At 39.1% G+C, this 16,354-nt stretch carries 18 protein-coding genes; 9 read left to right on the plus strand and 9 right to left on the minus strand.

What is annotated here, in order from left to right:
- Positions 1 to 2: 2 nt before the first annotated feature.
- Together ACH0CI_RS07630 and ACH0CI_RS07635 are read left to right on the plus strand one after the other, a co-directional pair.
- Positions 3 to 227, plus strand: a complete 225-nt coding sequence (locus ACH0CI_RS07630; protein WP_042992027.1) for a sulfurtransferase TusA family protein — start codon at positions 3 to 5, stop codon at positions 225 to 227.
- A 70-nt stretch (positions 228 to 297) separates the two neighbouring features.
- Positions 298 to 1,074 (plus strand): sulfite exporter TauE/SafE family protein, encoded by a 777-nt coding sequence (locus ACH0CI_RS07635; protein ID WP_406901196.1) that lies wholly within the window; start codon positions 298 to 300, stop codon positions 1,072 to 1,074.
- A 26-nt stretch (positions 1,075 to 1,100) separates the two neighbouring features.
- On the opposite strand, the gene ACH0CI_RS07640 is transcribed toward ACH0CI_RS07635, so the two are convergent.
- The 3 genes from ACH0CI_RS07640 to ACH0CI_RS07650 form a co-directional block, all read right to left on the minus strand.
- The gene (locus ACH0CI_RS07640) at positions 1,101 to 1,277 is read right to left on the minus strand and encodes a hypothetical protein (RefSeq protein ID WP_221816836.1); all 177 of its coding nucleotides are present in this window, start codon (positions 1,275 to 1,277) and stop codon (positions 1,101 to 1,103) included.
- A gap of 95 nt (positions 1,278 to 1,372) precedes the next feature.
- Complete coding sequence (locus tag ACH0CI_RS07645; RefSeq protein ID WP_406901197.1) at positions 1,373 to 1,912, minus strand: DUF2812 domain-containing protein; 540 nt, start codon at positions 1,910 to 1,912, stop codon at positions 1,373 to 1,375.
- Entirely contained in the window at positions 1,913 to 2,239 is a 327-nt protein-coding gene (locus ACH0CI_RS07650) for a PadR family transcriptional regulator (protein ID WP_063247412.1), read from the minus strand.
- Positions 2,240 to 2,757: 518 nt separating this feature from the next.
- On the opposite strand from ACH0CI_RS07650, the gene ACH0CI_RS07655 reads away from it, so the two are divergent.
- From ACH0CI_RS07655 to ACH0CI_RS07665, 3 genes are all read left to right on the plus strand, one after another.
- A complete protein-coding gene (locus ACH0CI_RS07655) occupies positions 2,758 to 3,960 on the plus strand; it encodes an aminotransferase-like domain-containing protein (RefSeq protein WP_406901199.1) in 1,203 nt (400 codons plus the stop codon).
- Between the two features lie 65 nt (positions 3,961 to 4,025).
- On the plus strand, positions 4,026 to 4,568 hold the full coding sequence (locus ACH0CI_RS07660; RefSeq protein WP_372452785.1) for a dienelactone hydrolase family protein: 543 nt from the start codon (positions 4,026 to 4,028) through the stop codon (positions 4,566 to 4,568).
- A 107-nt stretch (positions 4,569 to 4,675) separates the two neighbouring features.
- Positions 4,676 to 5,290 (plus strand): GNAT family N-acetyltransferase, encoded by a 615-nt coding sequence (locus tag ACH0CI_RS07665; RefSeq protein ID WP_406901200.1) that lies wholly within the window; start codon positions 4,676 to 4,678, stop codon positions 5,288 to 5,290.
- Between the two features lie 48 nt (positions 5,291 to 5,338).
- Here the strand turns inward: ACH0CI_RS07665 and ACH0CI_RS07670 are convergent, their stop codons facing one another.
- The 4 genes from ACH0CI_RS07670 to ACH0CI_RS07685 all read right to left on the minus strand — a co-directional run bounded on the left by ACH0CI_RS07670 (position 5,339) and on the right by ACH0CI_RS07685 (position 9,823).
- Positions 5,339 to 7,282 carry an FtsX-like permease family protein gene (locus tag ACH0CI_RS07670; RefSeq protein ID WP_406901202.1) on the minus strand — a complete coding sequence of 648 codons (1,944 nt, stop codon included), beginning with the start codon at positions 7,280 to 7,282 and terminating at the stop codon, positions 5,339 to 5,341.
- On the minus strand, positions 7,272 to 8,033 hold the full coding sequence (locus ACH0CI_RS07675; RefSeq protein WP_406901204.1) for an ABC transporter ATP-binding protein: 762 nt from the start codon (positions 8,031 to 8,033) through the stop codon (positions 7,272 to 7,274). The genes ACH0CI_RS07670 and ACH0CI_RS07675 overlap by 11 nt, the downstream gene beginning before the upstream one ends.
- Before the next feature lie 100 nt (positions 8,034 to 8,133).
- Positions 8,134 to 9,138 carry a sensor histidine kinase gene (locus ACH0CI_RS07680; RefSeq protein WP_335706933.1) on the minus strand — a complete coding sequence of 335 codons (1,005 nt, stop codon included), beginning with the start codon at positions 9,136 to 9,138 and terminating at the stop codon, positions 8,134 to 8,136.
- The gene (locus ACH0CI_RS07685; RefSeq protein WP_033580356.1) at positions 9,131 to 9,823 is read right to left on the minus strand and encodes a response regulator transcription factor; all 693 of its coding nucleotides are present in this window, start codon (positions 9,821 to 9,823) and stop codon (positions 9,131 to 9,133) included. The genes ACH0CI_RS07680 and ACH0CI_RS07685 overlap by 8 nt, the downstream gene beginning before the upstream one ends.
- A 165-nt stretch (positions 9,824 to 9,988) precedes the next feature.
- On the opposite strand from ACH0CI_RS07685, the gene ACH0CI_RS07690 reads away from it, so the two are divergent.
- The 3 genes from ACH0CI_RS07690 (at position 9,989) to ACH0CI_RS07700 (ending at position 13,581) form a co-directional block, all read left to right on the plus strand.
- Positions 9,989 to 10,903, plus strand: a complete 915-nt coding sequence (locus ACH0CI_RS07690) for an NAD(P)-dependent alcohol dehydrogenase (RefSeq protein ID WP_406901206.1) — start codon at positions 9,989 to 9,991, stop codon at positions 10,901 to 10,903.
- A gap of 163 nt (positions 10,904 to 11,066) precedes the next feature.
- Positions 11,067 to 12,407, plus strand: a complete 1,341-nt coding sequence (locus tag ACH0CI_RS07695) for an LLM class flavin-dependent oxidoreductase (protein WP_406901207.1) — start codon at positions 11,067 to 11,069, stop codon at positions 12,405 to 12,407.
- On the plus strand, positions 12,397 to 13,581 hold the full coding sequence (locus tag ACH0CI_RS07700; RefSeq protein WP_335706930.1) for a M20 family metallopeptidase: 1,185 nt from the start codon (positions 12,397 to 12,399) through the stop codon (positions 13,579 to 13,581). Before ACH0CI_RS07695 ends, ACH0CI_RS07700 begins: the two co-directional genes overlap by 11 nt.
- 181 nt (positions 13,582 to 13,762) lie before the next feature.
- Here ACH0CI_RS07700 and ACH0CI_RS07705 read toward each other — a convergent pair whose 3' ends face one another.
- Entirely contained in the window at positions 13,763 to 14,227 is a 465-nt protein-coding gene (locus ACH0CI_RS07705; protein ID WP_047750438.1) for a hypothetical protein, read from the minus strand.
- A gap of 102 nt (positions 14,228 to 14,329) precedes the next feature.
- Here ACH0CI_RS07705 and ACH0CI_RS07710 point away from each other — a divergent pair, with 102 nt between their 5' ends.
- Positions 14,330 to 14,875 (plus strand): GNAT family N-acetyltransferase, encoded by a 546-nt coding sequence (locus ACH0CI_RS07710; protein ID WP_406901209.1) that lies wholly within the window; start codon positions 14,330 to 14,332, stop codon positions 14,873 to 14,875.
- A gap of 36 nt (positions 14,876 to 14,911) precedes the next feature.
- Here ACH0CI_RS07710 and ACH0CI_RS07715 read toward each other — a convergent pair whose 3' ends face one another.
- A complete protein-coding gene (locus ACH0CI_RS07715) occupies positions 14,912 to 16,300 on the minus strand; it encodes an alpha/beta fold hydrolase (protein ID WP_406901210.1) in 1,389 nt (462 codons plus the stop codon).
- Positions 16,301 to 16,354 lie beyond the last annotated feature (54 nt).

A 16,354-nucleotide genomic window follows, 5' to 3' on the forward strand; every position in this document is an offset into this window, starting at 1 on the left:
AAATGGAATCAAATAAAGTACTAGATGCAAAAGGGCTGGCATGTCCAATGCCAATTGTTAAAACAAAAAAAGCAATGAATGAACTAGAAGCAGGTCAAGTGTTAGAAATTCACGCAACGGATAAAGGGGCGAAAAATGACCTTGCAGCTTGGGCAAAATCTGGCGGTCACGAGCTTCTTCATACAGAAGAAGGCGACGTTCTTAAATTTTGGATTAAAAAAGGATAAGAAATAATGGACGAAAAGGGTATCTCTTGTAAAAGGTACCCTTTCCTTATATGAAACGGAGCGACTATAGATGGATCTTACCTTTATCATCACGCTTTTTCTTATTGGATTTATGGGGTCGTTTATTTCCGGTATGGTCGGTATTGGCGGGTCTGTTATTAATTATCCGATGCTGTTGTATATTCCTCCATTAGTAGGAGTAGAAGCATTAACGGCTCATCACGTCTCAGGTGCAGGAGCCATTCAAGTATTCTTTGCGACATTAGGCGGCGTATGGGCGTATCGAAAAAGCGGATTTTTAAACAAATCATTAATTTTATACATGGGCAGCAATATTCTAATTGGGAGCATGCTTGGAAGCTACCTCTCACATTATATGAGTGAACAAGGATTAAATGTTGTATATGGAGTTTTAGCTCTTATTGCGGTTATGATGATGTTTATTCCAAAGAAAAAGGTAGATAAGATAAAAGAAGGCGAACTTCAATTCAATAAAGGATTAGCTTCTATTTTATCACTGCTTATTGGAGCCGTAGCAGGCGTGTTAGGAGCAGGAGGAGCCTTTATTTTAGTTCCTGTGATGCTTGTGGTGCTTAAAATTCCAACTCGAATAACCATCGCAACTTCACTAGCCGTTACCTTTATTTCTTCCATTGGTTCAACGGTTGGAAAGCTGGTGACCCATCAAGTCCCATTTATACCGGCACTTATTTTAGTTGCGGCAAGTTTAATTGCCTCTCCAGTCGGTGCAAAAGTTGGTCAGAAAATGAATACAAAAGTGCTTCAGTGGATCCTTGCCGGTTTGATTCTAGCAACGGCAATTAAGATTTGGTGGGGGCTACTATAAAAAGCTATGGATTCCCATAGCTTTTTTTATAGCACTTCATCACTTTCCACATACGTTTCAAGCGCAGGATGAAATTCTTTTTGATAGTGGTTAGACGGACACACTTTCACTATAGTCGCGTGAAGTGCGTTAGATTTTGATGTATTTAACACTTGCTTACATTTTGGGCATCGTTCATTAAACAGAAAATGAAACCATTTCACTTTTCATCACTCCTGTACTAAAACCTTTAAATCTTATCAAGTTAATAAGGATTATAAAGGGTTTTATACGGCAGGTCAATGAAAAGGGAATCTCTTTAGGTGTTACTAAGCTTTTTTAGCTTACGCTGATACGCAAGGTAAGGAAGTCCTGGAAATACTAAAATTACTGTTGAAATCGCTAATAAAATCTCGCTTATTGTACCTACTGCTTCCGGAAGCCAGCCGTATAAGCTCATAACGTCAAAAAGCAGCAGAAACACCATCGCGACAAGAATAGATAGAGCTGCTTTTCCTACAGAACGCTTTTCTCGTTCGTATCTGTCAATGATCGTTTCTACATCGGAATAAATAGGTTTTGTTCCCGGAGATGCGCTGAAAATATGCATAGCATGACCTATTGAACAAACGTGTTGCCATCCGGCTTCTTTAAAAAGCAAAAAATATTCATCATCTGCATGTTCTTGAAAATCTAGTGAATATTGAAGCTCTTGAGCCTTTCCTTTTTTTAATGTATATCCAAAAAGAGCCCAACGGTCTAAAAGCCAGCCTTTTTTTGCATAGTCGCTGAGCTTTTGTAAATCTTCTTGCTCTGTAAAAGCAATACCGCCGCTCAGTATGTATTTTGTCTTTTTCATTTATAAACCTCCTAAAATATCTTCAGCGTGCTTAATCATTTCTTTGCGGCGCTGAATTTCTTTTTTTAAAAACTGAATTCCTTTTTCTGTTGCAACATACGTTTTCTTTTTGTCTTTGCTTTCGCCACAAAGCATGATTAACTCAGCTGCAAGAAGTTTTTTAATTGTAGTGTACATAGATGCAGGTCCAATCGAAAACTGTTGATTGGTCATATCTTCAATGGTTTTCATGATAAGATACCCGTGTTTTGCTTCTATGAGGGACACTAAGATGTAGTAAGACGTGTCGGTAAGTTCCCCCGTCTCTAATGAATCGTTTCGCGGCATATTCAACCTCCTTATATCATTAAACGATATATCGTTAATTAATATATATCATTTAATGATATAAATAGTCAATAGAAAATGTTAAATTTTAGGTTTATAATTGCGCCATGAACTTCTTTGATACATATATAAAAGGAATGATTTTGAAGAATCGTTTACTGAAATAAATATATTTGTATAAAAAATTAAGAATTTGTAGAATTTATTGTTTATTTATTTGAATTTTATGTTATCCTTTTTAACATACATTAAATATAAGGCCACATTTATCGTACGACCTTTGAATTGTATTGCAGATAGGGAATAAGAAAAATATATATTGAAAGGAGAAAGGGAGAGTCAGAGAGGACGCACATGCTAGTTGTCTGTTAAAAAGGCATCTTTCAAGCTGTAAAAGCTGCATAATCTCATGAATAGAAGCATCCGTCTTAATTTTTCTGACTATTCGAATAATTTTTTTGCCATTGAAAGTTTGAGTCACTGCAAAAGTTTAAAATCTAAAAAAGGAATGATCATCAATGAAAGATAAATTTGCCCAACGAGCTAGTCTTGTAAAATCCGCTGAAACGCGCGAAATTTTAAAAGTAACGGAACGACCAGAAGTGATTTCGTTTGCAGGAGGACTTCCAGCGCCGGAGCTATTTCCTGTTGAAGCAATGAACGATGCGTGCCGCGCCGTATTAAATGAAGACGGAGCCGCTTCGCTTCAATACAGTACAACTGAAGGGTATATTCCTTTAAGAGAAGCCATCTCTACACGAATGAAGCATATCGGCATTGAGTCCACTGTTTCAAACATTTTAATCACGTCCGGCTCTCAGCAGGCAATCGATCTTACCGGGAGATTGTTTCTTAATGACGGAGACGTGGTAATCTGTGAAAGTCCAACGTACCTAGCAGCCATCAACGTCTTCAAATCTTATAATGCAACGTTTGTAGAAGTAGATATGGACGAAGACGGAATGATTATGGAAGAGCTGGAGAAAAAACTTCAAGAAAATCCGCATGCTAAATTTATCTATACAATTCCAGATTTTCAAAACCCTACAGGACGCACCTTAACGCGAGAAAGACGTCAGCGAATGATCGAGCTTGCGAATGCATACGACGTGCTGATTGTAGAAGACAATCCGTACGGAGGCGTTCGATTTGCAGGAGAAACGCTGCCGCCGGTTAAGCATTTTGATACAGAAGGCAGAGTTATTTATATCAGCACATTTTCTAAAATTTTTGCGCCAGGTCTTCGAATCGGCTGGGTGTGCGCAGATGAAGCTTTCATTGATAAGTACGTAGCGTTTAAGCAAGTGGCTGACTTGCATACGGACAGCTTTGCTCAGCGTGTAACGGCTAAGTACATGGAGCTTTACGATATCGAAGAGCACATTCAAAAAATTAAAGCTGTGTACAAAGAGCGATGTACGCAAATGTTATCGTGCATTGAAGAATTTTTCCCGGAGAATTTGTCTTACAGTAAGCCAGAAGGCGGATTGTTTATTTGGGTGGAACTGCCCAAAGGAATCGATTCAGCACATATCTTTTCAGAATGTCTAAAAAATAACGTAGCCTGCGTGCCGGGAACTCCTTTCTTTCCAAACGGTACAAGAAACAACGCGCTGCGCTTGAATTATTCTAATATGTCTGCTGAACAAATCGTAGAAGGCATGAAGCGCATGGGAGACGTATTGCACCGTGAACTGGCGAGAGAAACGAATGTTTTATAAAAGAAATGAAAAAATCAAATAAAGCCTTTTTATTAATTCATGAAATATACGGTGTGAACGATCATATGAAGTTTGTAAAACAGGAATTGTCTAAGTTAGGGGCAGATATTATCTGCCCTAACTTATTATCTAGAGACATTCCTTATAGTTATGAAGAAGAAGGAATGGCTTATCAGAACTTTGTTCAAAACATTGGGATTGACGAGGGTTCAAAACAAATTACTAACATGTTAATTCAGCTAAAACAAGAATATGAAGAAGTAGGGATCATGGGATTTAGTGTAGGAGCCACAATATCGTGGCTATGCAGTGAAAACAATTTGTGTGACTTTGTGATTGGCTGTTACGGATCGCGCATTAGAGACTATATAAATAGACGTCCTGTGTGTCCAACTCTTCTTATTTTTCCCGCTGAAGAGCAAACATTTGATGTAGACTGTTTAATAAACTCACTAGAGCAAAAAAGAGAGCCGCTTTTGGAAATCAAAAAGTTTTATGGATTTCATGGGTTTATGAATCCTTTTTCACAAACCTTTAATAAAGAATCAGCCGACGAAGCCTTCCAAACAGTAAGTGACTTTCTCGAAAAGCACTTAGCTGATCACTAGCTATACACGCTGAAAGTGATACCTTGCAATAAGCAGAAACTGACCCTTTTTCAGTACGTATACCTGTATTAACATTTTCTTTAAACGTATCAAAAAGGAGTGAGGTTATGCTAAAGTCAGTTGAACTTGTAGGAACAGCGGTAAAGCTAGTACCGCTTGAAAAAATGCATGAGCAAGGACTTTATGAAGCTGCAAAACCGAAAGAAATTTGGGAGCACCTCCCGGTAAAAGTTCATCATCTAAGTGATATGAAACAGCTGATTGAAAGTGCTTTAACAGCAAAGCAGGCAGGAAGAGAGCTACCTTTTGCTGTATTTGATATAGAGTCACATTCAATTGTAGGAAGCACAAGATTTTTAGATATATCACTTCCTAACAAAAGCGTAGAAATAGGGTGGACGTGGTATCATCCATCCGTGTGGCGAACGCGAGTCAACACGGAGTGTAAGTATTTATTATTAAAATACTGTTTTGAAGAGCTGAAGTTTCACCGCGTTCAGTTCAAAACGGATGCGCGAAACAAGCGGTCTAGAGCGGCTATTAAACGGTTGGGTGCTAAGCAAGAAGGCATTAGCAGAAAACATATGCTTTTACCAGATGGATACGTACGAGATTCGGTCATCTTCAGTATAATCGATGACGAATGGCCGTTTGTCAAAAAGCGATTAGAAAATTTTTTACATGAAGCCAGTGCGGAAAATAAAGAAAACGCCAGCAATTAATGGCATTTAAAGATAAAAAGCACAAGCTGTAGCTTGTGCTTTTTATCTTTAAAGAGCTTCTTTAATAATTTTTTTATAGTAAAGAACAGATAAAATACCAAAAATGGAGTACAGCGCCGTATAGACAATCATGACGATAATAATAGGTGTCCAAAGCTCTGTTCCAAACCAGAACCAGCCGGATTGTACGGCAAAATAGCTGTGAAGCAACCCTACGATTAACGGAATGCCGAAATTAAAAAGCTGCTTTATTTTTATGCCTTTTAGTAAATCATTTTCAGTGAAGCCGAGTTTTCTAAGAATCGTATAGTTCGGCTTTTCATCTTCACTTTCGTCCATTTGCTTGAAGTAAAGAATGCACCCTGACGTGATTAAAAAGGCCAGTCCTAGAAAAGCGACAATGAACATAATTAGACCCATAGTCTGCTTTTGGCTTTTTACCGTTTCGATACGCGAATCATTGAAAGTATGATTGCCCAATTTCATTTCTTTGAAAATCTCATTTGCTTTTGGTAAGTCATTTTTTTGTGATATATCTATCCCTGTGTACACAGAAGATTCTTTTTGCACAGAAGGATTCACGTCTTTTTCAAGTTCATTAAACACAGAATCGTCTACAATCACAGTAGGCATACCGCTTGTAAAATAGGTAGATAAGAGAAATTTTCGATTTAAACCTATATACTTTTGCGGAATGACTTTTTTCTTTCCTATTAGCTCAATTTCTCCGGAAGCTTTAAATGAATTTACTCGTTGAAGCATATCATTATAGCCGGTAAACAAAGTTTCATTTTGAGCTACATTTACACCACTAACAGATTTTTCGCTAACAACTGAAAAAACCATAGCGGACGAGTCTACCATCGGGCCTTCCAAATTATTTTCTAAGATGCTTTTTACGTTTGCTTTTACTTGGATGACGTCGATCTTTTTTTCCGTATATGCTATTTTCTTTTGATCCAGCGAGGCTTTAAATGAAGCAGCGTCTTTTGTATTATTGATTGAAAAATCGTTAGGCACATAATCTTCGGCCGACTTTTCAGCAGAATAATAAGAGATGTAGCTCAAGCACAACAGACCAATAGCAAGAGCCGATACCGTTGTAATAACCGTCAGCAACAGTGCGTTTGATTTCATCCGAAACATAATGGAAGAAAGAGATAATACATCGTTAATCGACAAATAGCCTTTTTTGCTTTTCCGCATGAGATTTAATAAAAATCGAACCGATCCTTTATAAAACAAATAGGTTCCGATGATAACCGAAGCTAAAATAGATACCATTGCGATGGACAAAGCATTCATGCTTGTAAAAGATCCGTCAAACAATTTAGCAGAAATATAGTAGCCGGAAGCAATAAAGATCATGCCAAGAATTCCAATAATAATTTCAAGAATACTGATTTTTTTTGTTTTGCTTTCTGTAGATGACGTAACGCAGAATAGGGCTAAAATGGTCTGTCTTTTAATAAAAAGATAGTTCATCGTCATGATTAACAAATAGATGACGCCGAACACAATCAGCGTTTGAATCAAGGCTTCTTCTGAAAAGTGAAGCTTGGCAATGCCTTTTGTATCGGTGATTTTAAACAAAATCATAATGACCGCTTTTGAAAACGAAAACCCAATTAAAATGCCGACAATCAGTGAGGCAAAATACAGCATAAAATTTTCAACGGTCAAAATACGGAAAATTTTTGTTTTGGTCATGCCGATTAGCTGAAATAAGCCAATTTCTTTACTGCGTCGCTTAATAAAAATCGTATTTGCATATAGTAGAAAGATAGAAACAATGGCTACAAGTAAAACAGAAGCGGCCCGAACCGCCGCGCCTCCTTTAATGGAGCCTTTGGTTGCATCAAGAGCAGGATCGTACTGAAGCGTGACAAAAGCAAAATATAAAGCTGCGCTGAAAACCAGTGCAAAAACGTACAAATAATAGTTTTTTACGTTCTTTTTGAAGTTGCGGAAGACGAGCTGATTAATATTCATCTTGCACTCCGCCTAGTACACCTTGAGTTTTCATAATATCTTCAAAGAAGTCTTTTCGCGTTTGATCCCCTTTATACAGCTGCGTATAAATTTGTCCGTCTTTTATAAAAATGACTTTACTGCAGTAGCTGGCTGCCACTGGGTCATGCGTTACCATCACAATCGTTGCGCTTCTTTTGTCATTAAGCTCGGTCAGTTTGTTTAATAAATCGCTAGCTGCTTTTGAGTCAAGTGCACCGGTTGGTTCGTCAGCAAAAATCATACTTGGCTCATGAATAAAGGCTCTTGCAGCAGAGGTACGCTGCTTTTGTCCGCCTGAAATTTCATTTGGATATTTATCTTTGAGCTCATAGATGCCGAGCTGTTTGGCTAGCGCGTCAAATTTTTTGTGAGCTACTGCTGAAGGAGTTTTTACAACAGAAAGAGGCAAGAGGATATTTTCTTTGACTGTCAGTGTATAGAGCAAGTTATAGTCTTGAAAAATAAAGCCTAAATGTGTTTTTCGGAAGTTTGCTAACTGCTTTTCTTTCATTCTGCTAATTTCATTTCCTTCAATTTTGATGGTTCCGCCGTTGATTTTATCAATCGAGGAGAGCACGTTAAGAAGCGTCGTTTTACCTGAGCCGGAAGCCCCCATAATTCCTACAAATTCTCCTTTCATAATCGTAATATCTACACCTTTTAATACTTCTTGTTTATTAAATTTATTTCCGTAGCTTTTATGAATATTAGTAGCTTCTAATATGTTCATATGTATTCACTCCTTTGATCTGATACGTTTATTATAAAAAAAGAGCCTTGCGTTTTCCTTTGATTCACCGAACAAATGACGAAAGCATGTGACATTTTTGTCACATGCTTTTCATATCAACAAAATCATTTGATTTAGGAAAGGCAAGTGTAAACGTCGTGCCTTCGTTAAGAACGGACTTCACGCCAATGTGAATAGAAAGAGCGTGCGCAGCTTTTTGAGCGAGATACAAACCCATACCTGTGGCACGGCTGTCTTCATGCTGAGTGGTTGATGTAAAACCTTTCTCAAAAATGCGCGGCATATCTTGAGGAGAAATGCCGCGTCCGCTGTCTTTTATCTCGACGTACACTTGACCATGGTGCTTGTAGCTTCTAATCATTACGTCAGATGCTTCACTGTACTTGACTGCGTTTGTTAAGAGCTGTCTCATAATAAACGAAAGCCACTTTGCGTCACACAGTACACGTTCTGCCTGTATGTCCACATCAAACCCAATATTTTTTTGCATACACCAAGCTTGCAGCGTTTTGATTTCAGTAAAAATAAGGGACTCTAAATCCAGATGTTCAATATACATATCATTTTCGATAAAGAAAATGCGCTTTTGATGCAGCTGTTGATCAAGTAAAAAGTGAATACGGAGCCACTCGAACGTCAAGTTTGCTTTAACTTCTCGATTTTCTAAGCGTTCAATTATTAAATGCATTGCAGTTAACGGCGTTTTAATTTCGTGAATCCAAGCTAACATTTCATCTTTTTCCTGCGTCACGTGCAGCTGGGTTTGCACCGCATCTTTTTTCGCCTGTTCTAATTGTTGCATTAGATTTTGCTGAACAATCTTTTCAAAGGGGCGCAGCGGATGAGAAAGAGTAGAAGAATCAAAGAAATCCTCTTCATCTTTTAACCCTTGGTAAAATTTCGTTTCTTTCTGATAGCGGAAGACGCAAAAAATAAGAAAGATAATCGATGATAAAAACACGATATAAAGAATCGAAGACAGAGGAATGGATTCATCAATATAAGCGATAAAAAGCATTAAAAGATGCATCATAAAAAAGAAAAGAATCCAGCTTAGACGCTCGCGAATAAAGAGTTTAATCATAGCGTTCCTCTTCAATCGCTACGTAGCCTTGACCGACTTTTGTTTCAATAAAGCTTCCCAGTCCAATTTCATCTAACTTTTTTCGCAGGCGATTGACGTTTACCGTTAGGGTATTATCACTGATAAACCGTTTATCTTCCCACAAACTATTAATCAGCTCATCTCGGCTTACAATCGTATTCTTTTTATATATTAAGCATTTTAAAATAAAGATTTCATTTTTGGTTAACTCAATAGCTTTAGATTCCGTTGATACTTTATTTTTTTCGTAATCAATCGTTGCGCCTTGCCACGAAAGAAGGCTTACTTGTTCAACGCTGTAATTATACACGCGGCGGAGAAGGGCCTGTATTTTTGCTACAAGCACATCAAAATGAAACGGCTTTTGCACAAAGTCGTCGGCTCCAAACTGCATAGACATGACCATATCAGAAGGATGATCTCGTGAAGATAGGAATATAATAGGGATTTTCGAGTGAGAGCGAATCATTCTGCACCAGTGGAAGCCGTCATACTTCGGCAACTGAATATCCATAATCACTAAATCAGGTTTTACCTCGCTAAACTCCTGCATAACGTTACTGAAATCACGGATGCCATAAACATCATATGACCATTGCTCCAACCGCTCTTTCAGTTCGTTAAACAGCGTTACATCATCTTCAATTAAAAGAAGTTTAAACAATAACACGTACCACGCTTTCTGTTTTTATACTTATTTTATAGCAATATCCTTTTATTTACCATATATGTTAGTAGATTCATAGGGGTTCTTTTTAAAATGTAAAGACACTGGCTGAGCATAGTTTATAAACATACGCTGAACTCTAAGAAAAAAAGGAGAGCTGTTATGAAAGCAATGGTATGTACAAAGTATGGAAAACCAGACGTTTTTCAGCTTAAAGAAGTAGAAAAGCCTACTCCAAAAGAGAATGAAATACTCGTAAAGATTTATGCAACTACAGTGACATCGGGTGACTGCAGAGTGAGGAGCTTTAATAGTCCACTATTATTGTGGCTTCCTATGCGAATAGTTTTGGGGTTACGGAAGCCTAGAAAACCGATACTAGGAGTAGAATTGGCTGGAGAAGTAGAGGAAGTAGGGAAAAACGTAACAAAGTTCAAAAAAGGAGATCAGCTTTTTGCGATGACAGGTATGAAGTTCGGAGGATATGTGGAATATATCTGCTTAACAGAGAAAGGGACAATAGCTATAAAGCCAGAGAATATAACCTATGAAGAAGCGGCTTCTATTTCTTTTGGTGGCACAACGGCTCTGCATTTTTTTAGAAAAGGAAACATTCAAGTCGGACAAAAAGTGCTTATCTACGGTGCTTCAGGTGCGGTAGGAACTGCCGCTGTACAGCTTGCTAGCTATTACGGGGCCGAAGTGACAGGCGTGTGCAGCGCCAAAAATAGCGAATTAGTAAAATCTTTAGGAGCAAATCACGTCGTCAACTACCAAACTGAAGATTTTATTAAAAAAGAGAAAAGGTACGATCTTATTTTTGATGCTGTTGGGAAAATCACAAAAAATCAGTGCAAGGAAGCTTTAGCTTTAAATGGACAATTTGTCTCAGTGGAAGGTCAAGGGATTGCGAAAGTGGAGACGAAAGATTTATTATTCCTTAAAAAGCTGATGCAAGAAGAGAGTATCAAATCAGTGATTGATAGACGCTACTCTTTAGAACAAATTCCAGAAGCTCATGAATATGTAGAAACGGGACGTAAGGTAGGAAATGTAGCTGTAGTTTTACAGAAATAAAAGGAAATATTTAAAAAGCTAATTTGACTTACCGGGATAGTAGGTATAACATGCAGGTAAGTCACATAAACAGCTATTTAAAAACAATCGACCAGACGACTGGAGATGCTTTGAACAATCAAAGCATCTCTTTTTATTTGTCGTAAAAAGGAGGAAATATACGGTGAGTAAAAAAAGAAAGCTAAAGCTAGGAGCAAATATTAAAGGGCTTGGAAATACGACGGATGGATGGAGGCATCTGGACGTAGAGCCTGATGCGAGCATTAATATTGAGTTTTATAAGAAACAAGCGCGTATATTAGAAAAAGGACTTTTCAGCTTTGTCTTTATTGCGGATGGATTAGCCATATCTGAAAAGTCTATTCCTCACTTTTTAAATCGTTTTGAGCCCATTACGCTGCTGTCAGCTCTTGCTGCTTCTACGAGTCACATCGGACTAGTTGGAACGGTTTCAACAAGTTTCAGTGAGCCTTTTACAATCGCTCGTCAGCTGATGTCTCTTGATCATATCAGCGGTGGCCGAGCAGGATGGAACTTAGTTACTTCTCCGCAAGAAGGGGCAGCGCGCAATCACAGCAGAGGATATCTTCCTGTTCACAGCGAGCGATACGAAATGGCAAAAGAGCATCTCGACGTAGTAAAAGGGCTGTGGGATTCGTGGGAAGACGATGCTTTTATCTATCAAAAAGAAACCGGTCAGTTTTTTGATCCGAAAAAAATGCATACGCTTGGGTTTAAAGGCAAGCATTTTCAAGTTCAAGGGCCTTTAAATATTGCTCGTTCAAAGCAAGGACATCCGGTTGTGTTTCAAGCTGGCTCATCAGAAAGGGGAAGAGGTTTCGGAGCGGAAAATGCGGATGCGATTTACACAAATGCACATACACTAGAAGAGGCGCAGGCATTCTATCAAGATATGAAAAATAGAGCAAAAAATCACGGAAGAAGTCCTGAAGAGCTTCTCATTTTTCCAAGTATTGATTTAATTATAGGAGATAGCGAGGAAGATGTAGAAAGAAGATATGGAGAGCTTGCTGCTTTAATTCCAATTGATCATGCCATTACATATTTAGCTCGTTTTTTTGATGATTATGACTTTCATCAATTTGACGTAGACGCACCGTTTCCAGAGTTAGGGGATATCGGAGCCAATGCCTTTCAAAGCACCACGAATAAAATTAAACAAGCGGCTGCTGCTCGAAAGTTAACGTTAAGAGAGGTCGCGCTTGAAACAATTTTGCCTCGTTCGTCGTTTTCAGGAACGCCAGAGCACGTAGCGGATGAAATGCAAAAATGGTATGAGCAGGAAGCAGCGGATGGATTTGTGCTTCGCCTGTTTATGAGCGAGACGTTTCATCAGTTTGTGGAAAAAGTGGTGCCTATCTTGCAAGAGCGTGGGCTTTACGGCACTTCATACGAAAGCAATACGCTGCGCGGAAATTTAAACCTTTCCGTTCCAGCCAATCGATATAGTCAAACAAAGGGGGAGTTTGTATATGACAGTTAAATCAATCGGTGAATACAGCGTCACAGAAAGCTTAAAGAAGCAGGTAATTGAGTGGAGAAGACATTTTCATCGCTATCCTGAATTATCGTTTCAAGAGCACCGAACGGCTCAGTTTGTTGAAGATACGCTTCGTTCATTTGGAAGCTTTAACATTACGCGTCCTACGCCAACAAGCGTGGTAGCTAGATTAATAGGGAAAGAAGAGGGAAAAGTAGTTGCGATTCGAGCGGATATGGACGCGCTGCCGATTGAAGAAGAAAATACGTTTTCATTTGCTTCGGTTCATAAAGGCGTGATGCATGCATGCGGACATGACGGTCACACGGCTATTTTGCTAGGAGTAGCTTCTGTGCTTTCTCAGTTAGGAAATGAATTTAAAGGAGAAATTCGCTTAATTTTTCAACACGCAGAAGAGCTGCTGCCCGGGGGAGCGCAGGAGCTTGTGAAAGAAGGCGTGATGGAAGGTGTGGATTATGTAATTGGTACGCACTTGAATTCTGGTCTTCCGGTCGGAGAAATCGGCGTGCTTGCAGGTCCTATGATGGCTTCGCCTGACACGTTTAATATATCGATTAAAGGAAAAGGAGGACACGCCGCGGCGCCTCATGAAGCAGTTGACGCCATCGTTGTAGGAGCGCAAATTGTGACAAACCTTCAAACGATTGTTTCAAGAACGACGAATCCAATCGATAAATTAGTCGTATCGGTTACACAATTCCACGGAGGAACTACGCACAACGTACTTCCTGATAAAGTGCAGCTGAACGGTACCGTTCGAAGCTTTGACGCGGCTCTGCGAGAAAAAGTTCCGGCACAAATCGACCGGATTGTAAAAGGACTAACAGAAGCCTACGGTGCAGAGTACACCTTCACATATGAAAAAGGCTATCATCCCGTCATTAACTCTGAAAAAATTACAAGGCTAATTGAAGAAACAGCCATCGAAGAATACGGAAAAGAACGTGTTAAAACACTGTCTCCTAAAATGGGAGGAGAAGATTTTTCAGCTTACCTGCAGGAAACGGAAGGAGCTTTTTTTAACATCGGAGCCCGAAATGAAGAACATGACATCGTATACCCTCATCATCATCCGAAGTTTACAATAGATGAAGCCTCGCTTGAAGTCGGAGTAAAGATGTTTTTGCGCGTTACTGAAAAGCTGTTGGCTCGTTAAAAAAAGAACAAGAACCTATTTGGTTCTTGTTCTTTTTTATGTATCCTTACTTCGTATCTTTATAATTCGTCGCAAATCCTGCTGCAATTAAACCAATCAGACCCAGCACTCCTACAATAACCGTTATGACCATTACGCTCACCTCGATCTCTCTTAATAATACGTTTTTAATTGTTTAATTTTACCATGAGTCTTCGTATGAAAGAAGCTTTTCTTTTAAAGGCTCGAGCTTCTTGAATTTTTGATCATAGCTTTGCCGTTTTAACATGTCATTGGTTATTATCAGCGCATCTTCTTTACGCCCCGCATACAAGTAGGCTTCAATAACTTCGTCGAATCCCTCTGAATAAGGAAACTTTTCGTATTTTGCGAGTTTAAATGATGCATCGTAGTGTTTCGTTGATTCTTCATATTGCTTTAGTTTTAAAAGCATACGCCCGTTCGCTAAATGTAAATCAGCTCGTTCTAAATCGGTAAGGGTATGGAGTTCAATTCCTTGGTTACGTATATCAAGCGCATCTCCATAGCGCTTTTTCTTTTCCAGCTCAAACGCTCTCTCGTAAAAATGATCAAACTTCGTTAGCGGTCTCCTTGATTTATACAACTTGTAAATGCCGTATAGAATCAAAAGCAATAACCAAAGCAATTCCTTCAACTCTCTTTCATTTCTTTGTGTATAATATTTATAATAAAGGAAATTAAAACTAATTGATAGATTGAATGAAAGAAATACATGTGGAGGTATAGGATGGTCATCAATCAGCAGATTTACCATGTAAAAGGACTTCAGTACATCATTCGTTCAGCTCACATTAGCGATGCAAACGAACTGTCTCACCTAAGAGTTCAGCTAGATGGAGAAACGGAAAACTTAGATCGTGAATCAGGAGAAGGGTATATGGACGAATCCGACTTTGAAAAACTTATTCAACGTGACACAGAAAGTAAACGAAACTTATTTTTAGTAGCGGTTGTACATAATGAAATTGTCGGATTTTCAAGATGTGAAGGTAATGAGTTGAAGCGATTGGCTCATAAAGTAGAGTTTGGTGTATGCGTCGCACAAGAATATTGGGGATACGGAATTGGCAAAGGTTTTTTGCAGCAATCCATACTGTGGGCAGAGAGCGCGAGCATGAAGAAAATGACGCTGAATGTGTTAGAAACGAATAAAAAAGCCATTGATTTATATGAAAAGTTCGGATTTGAAGTAGAAGGAGTATTAAAAAATGACAAGGTGCTGTCAGACGGGAAGTACTATAGTACGGTTGTAATGGGAAGGTTTAAAGAGTAAGAGAACAAGGCGCTGATAAAACAGCGCCTTGTTTCTTTACTTTTGCGTTTCACGAACCCATTTCACAATATCATCAATGACATAAGAAGGAATGTTGGCTGAAACAGAATATTCATCGGGCGTGCTTTTTTCACCAGTTCCTTCTGTGAAAAAGTGGTTGAGCTTTGGATAAAGCTTAAAAGAAGCGTTTGAACGCTGAGACAAGCTTTGCTTCCAGCCTTCAAAATCTTCGGTCGTTACTTGATAATCACGCGCTCCTTGTAAAAGAAGCAGCGGCGTTTTCTGAGATTTTGCAATTTCTGCAGGGTGCCAGTGAGCTAAGTCATACCAAAAATAAGGCGTGCCAAGCAAAAATTCTTTTGGCGGCTGAGCTGGCGAAAAGCTTGGGTCTTGTAAAATGGCAAACTGCTGCTGGAAAAAAGAAAGCTGCTCTTTCGGAAGCTGATTCAGCGATACAAGATAGGAAAATTGTTCAAGCATTAACTCTGGAAGTGTGCGGCTCGGTGCAGCAAGTAAAACAGAGCCGCGAACGCTTTTATCCGGCGTTTGATTTAAAATTCTGGGCATCATCATGCCGCCTTGACTGTGTCCTAGTATAAAAATGTTACGGCTGTCGATGCCTTTTTGTTTCGCCATTGCTTTGACTGCAAGTACGGCATCATCAGTTGTTTCATCGTCAACGCTTATCTTACTTTCACCGGACATTTTAGCTGTATGTTCGTATGTACGCTTGTTGTAGCGTAAAACGGCGATTCCTTGAGAAGCCAGTCCTGAAGCCAGATCTCGAAACGGCTTTAAGCTCATAAAGGTTTCATCTTGATCAGAAGGACCTGATCCGTGAACTAAAATGACAACGGGGACATTTTGATGCTTTGAACGTGTTGAAAGAGTGAGCGTTGCTGGAAGTTCGTAAGGTGCTTTGCCGATTGAAAGCTGTGTTTCTCTGTAATTCTTAGGGGTGTCATAAGGCGGTGTGGAAAACGAAAACTGGCGCTCGTCCGGTACAATTCGCCAGTCATCAATTTGACGATTTTGACTAAATCGAACGGTTAAAGTAGCTGATGCGTGTTCAAATTCAATGGGAATGTCTATATTTCGATGAACGGTATTGACTTCACCTTGTACAGCTGTACCAATCTTTTTTACAGCACCAAGCTGAGCCGTTAGAGATGACCACCATGTTTTTAGGTTGTCTTCACTCATTTTTGCCTGCAGGCTGCGGGAAAAGTAGCGCGTAGCTTCGTTTGTTTTTCCGTTTGCTACATTCGTTAAAAATACGTTTGCTCGTTTGACTTCAACTTTTGCTGAGTGATGAGCAGCATTTGCCGCTGCTTCAGCTTGAATGGTTGAAGTGGACATAGGAAGTACTTGAAGGCCGAGAGCTAAAGCAACAGCGAGTGGAAGGGCAGCTTTTACTTTTTTCATACATCATCCTCCTTGACGATTCTTTTACTCTACCAGTATACCAATTTTAGGTAA

Source organism: Priestia sp. 179-F W1.4 NHS (genome assembly GCF_045369295.1).
Classification (GTDB): domain Bacteria; phylum Bacillota; class Bacilli; order Bacillales; family Bacillaceae_H; genus Priestia; species Priestia zanthoxyli.

Coding starts and splice junctions, on each gene's coding strand:
- ACH0CI_RS07630 (WP_042992027.1), top strand. CDS start 3: ATGGAATCAAATAAAGTACTAGATGCAAAAGGGCTGGCATGTCCAATG.
- ACH0CI_RS07635 (WP_406901196.1), top strand. CDS start 298: ATGGATCTTACCTTTATCATCACGCTTTTTCTTATTGGATTTATGGGG.
- ACH0CI_RS07645 (WP_406901197.1), bottom strand. CDS start 1,912: ATGAAAAAGACAAAATACATACTGAGCGGCGGTATTGCTTTTACAGAG.
- ACH0CI_RS07650 (WP_063247412.1), bottom strand. CDS start 2,239: ATGCCGCGAAACGATTCATTAGAGACGGGGGAACTTACCGACACGTCT.
- ACH0CI_RS07655 (WP_406901199.1), top strand. CDS start 2,758: ATGAAAGATAAATTTGCCCAACGAGCTAGTCTTGTAAAATCCGCTGAA.
- ACH0CI_RS07660 (WP_372452785.1), top strand. CDS start 4,026: ATGAAGTTTGTAAAACAGGAATTGTCTAAGTTAGGGGCAGATATTATC.
- ACH0CI_RS07665 (WP_406901200.1), top strand. CDS start 4,676: ATGCTAAAGTCAGTTGAACTTGTAGGAACAGCGGTAAAGCTAGTACCG.
- ACH0CI_RS07670 (WP_406901202.1), bottom strand. CDS start 7,282: ATGAATATTAATCAGCTCGTCTTCCGCAACTTCAAAAAGAACGTAAAA.
- ACH0CI_RS07675 (WP_406901204.1), bottom strand. CDS start 8,033: ATGAACATATTAGAAGCTACTAATATTCATAAAAGCTACGGAAATAAA.
- ACH0CI_RS07680 (WP_335706933.1), bottom strand. CDS start 9,138: ATGATTAAACTCTTTATTCGCGAGCGTCTAAGCTGGATTCTTTTCTTT.
- ACH0CI_RS07690 (WP_406901206.1), top strand. CDS start 9,989: ATGAAAGCAATGGTATGTACAAAGTATGGAAAACCAGACGTTTTTCAG.
- ACH0CI_RS07700 (WP_335706930.1), top strand. CDS start 12,397: ATGACAGTTAAATCAATCGGTGAATACAGCGTCACAGAAAGCTTAAAG.
- ACH0CI_RS07710 (WP_406901209.1), top strand. CDS start 14,330: ATGGTCATCAATCAGCAGATTTACCATGTAAAAGGACTTCAGTACATC.
- ACH0CI_RS07715 (WP_406901210.1), bottom strand. CDS start 16,300: ATGAAAAAAGTAAAAGCTGCCCTTCCACTCGCTGTTGCTTTAGCTCTC.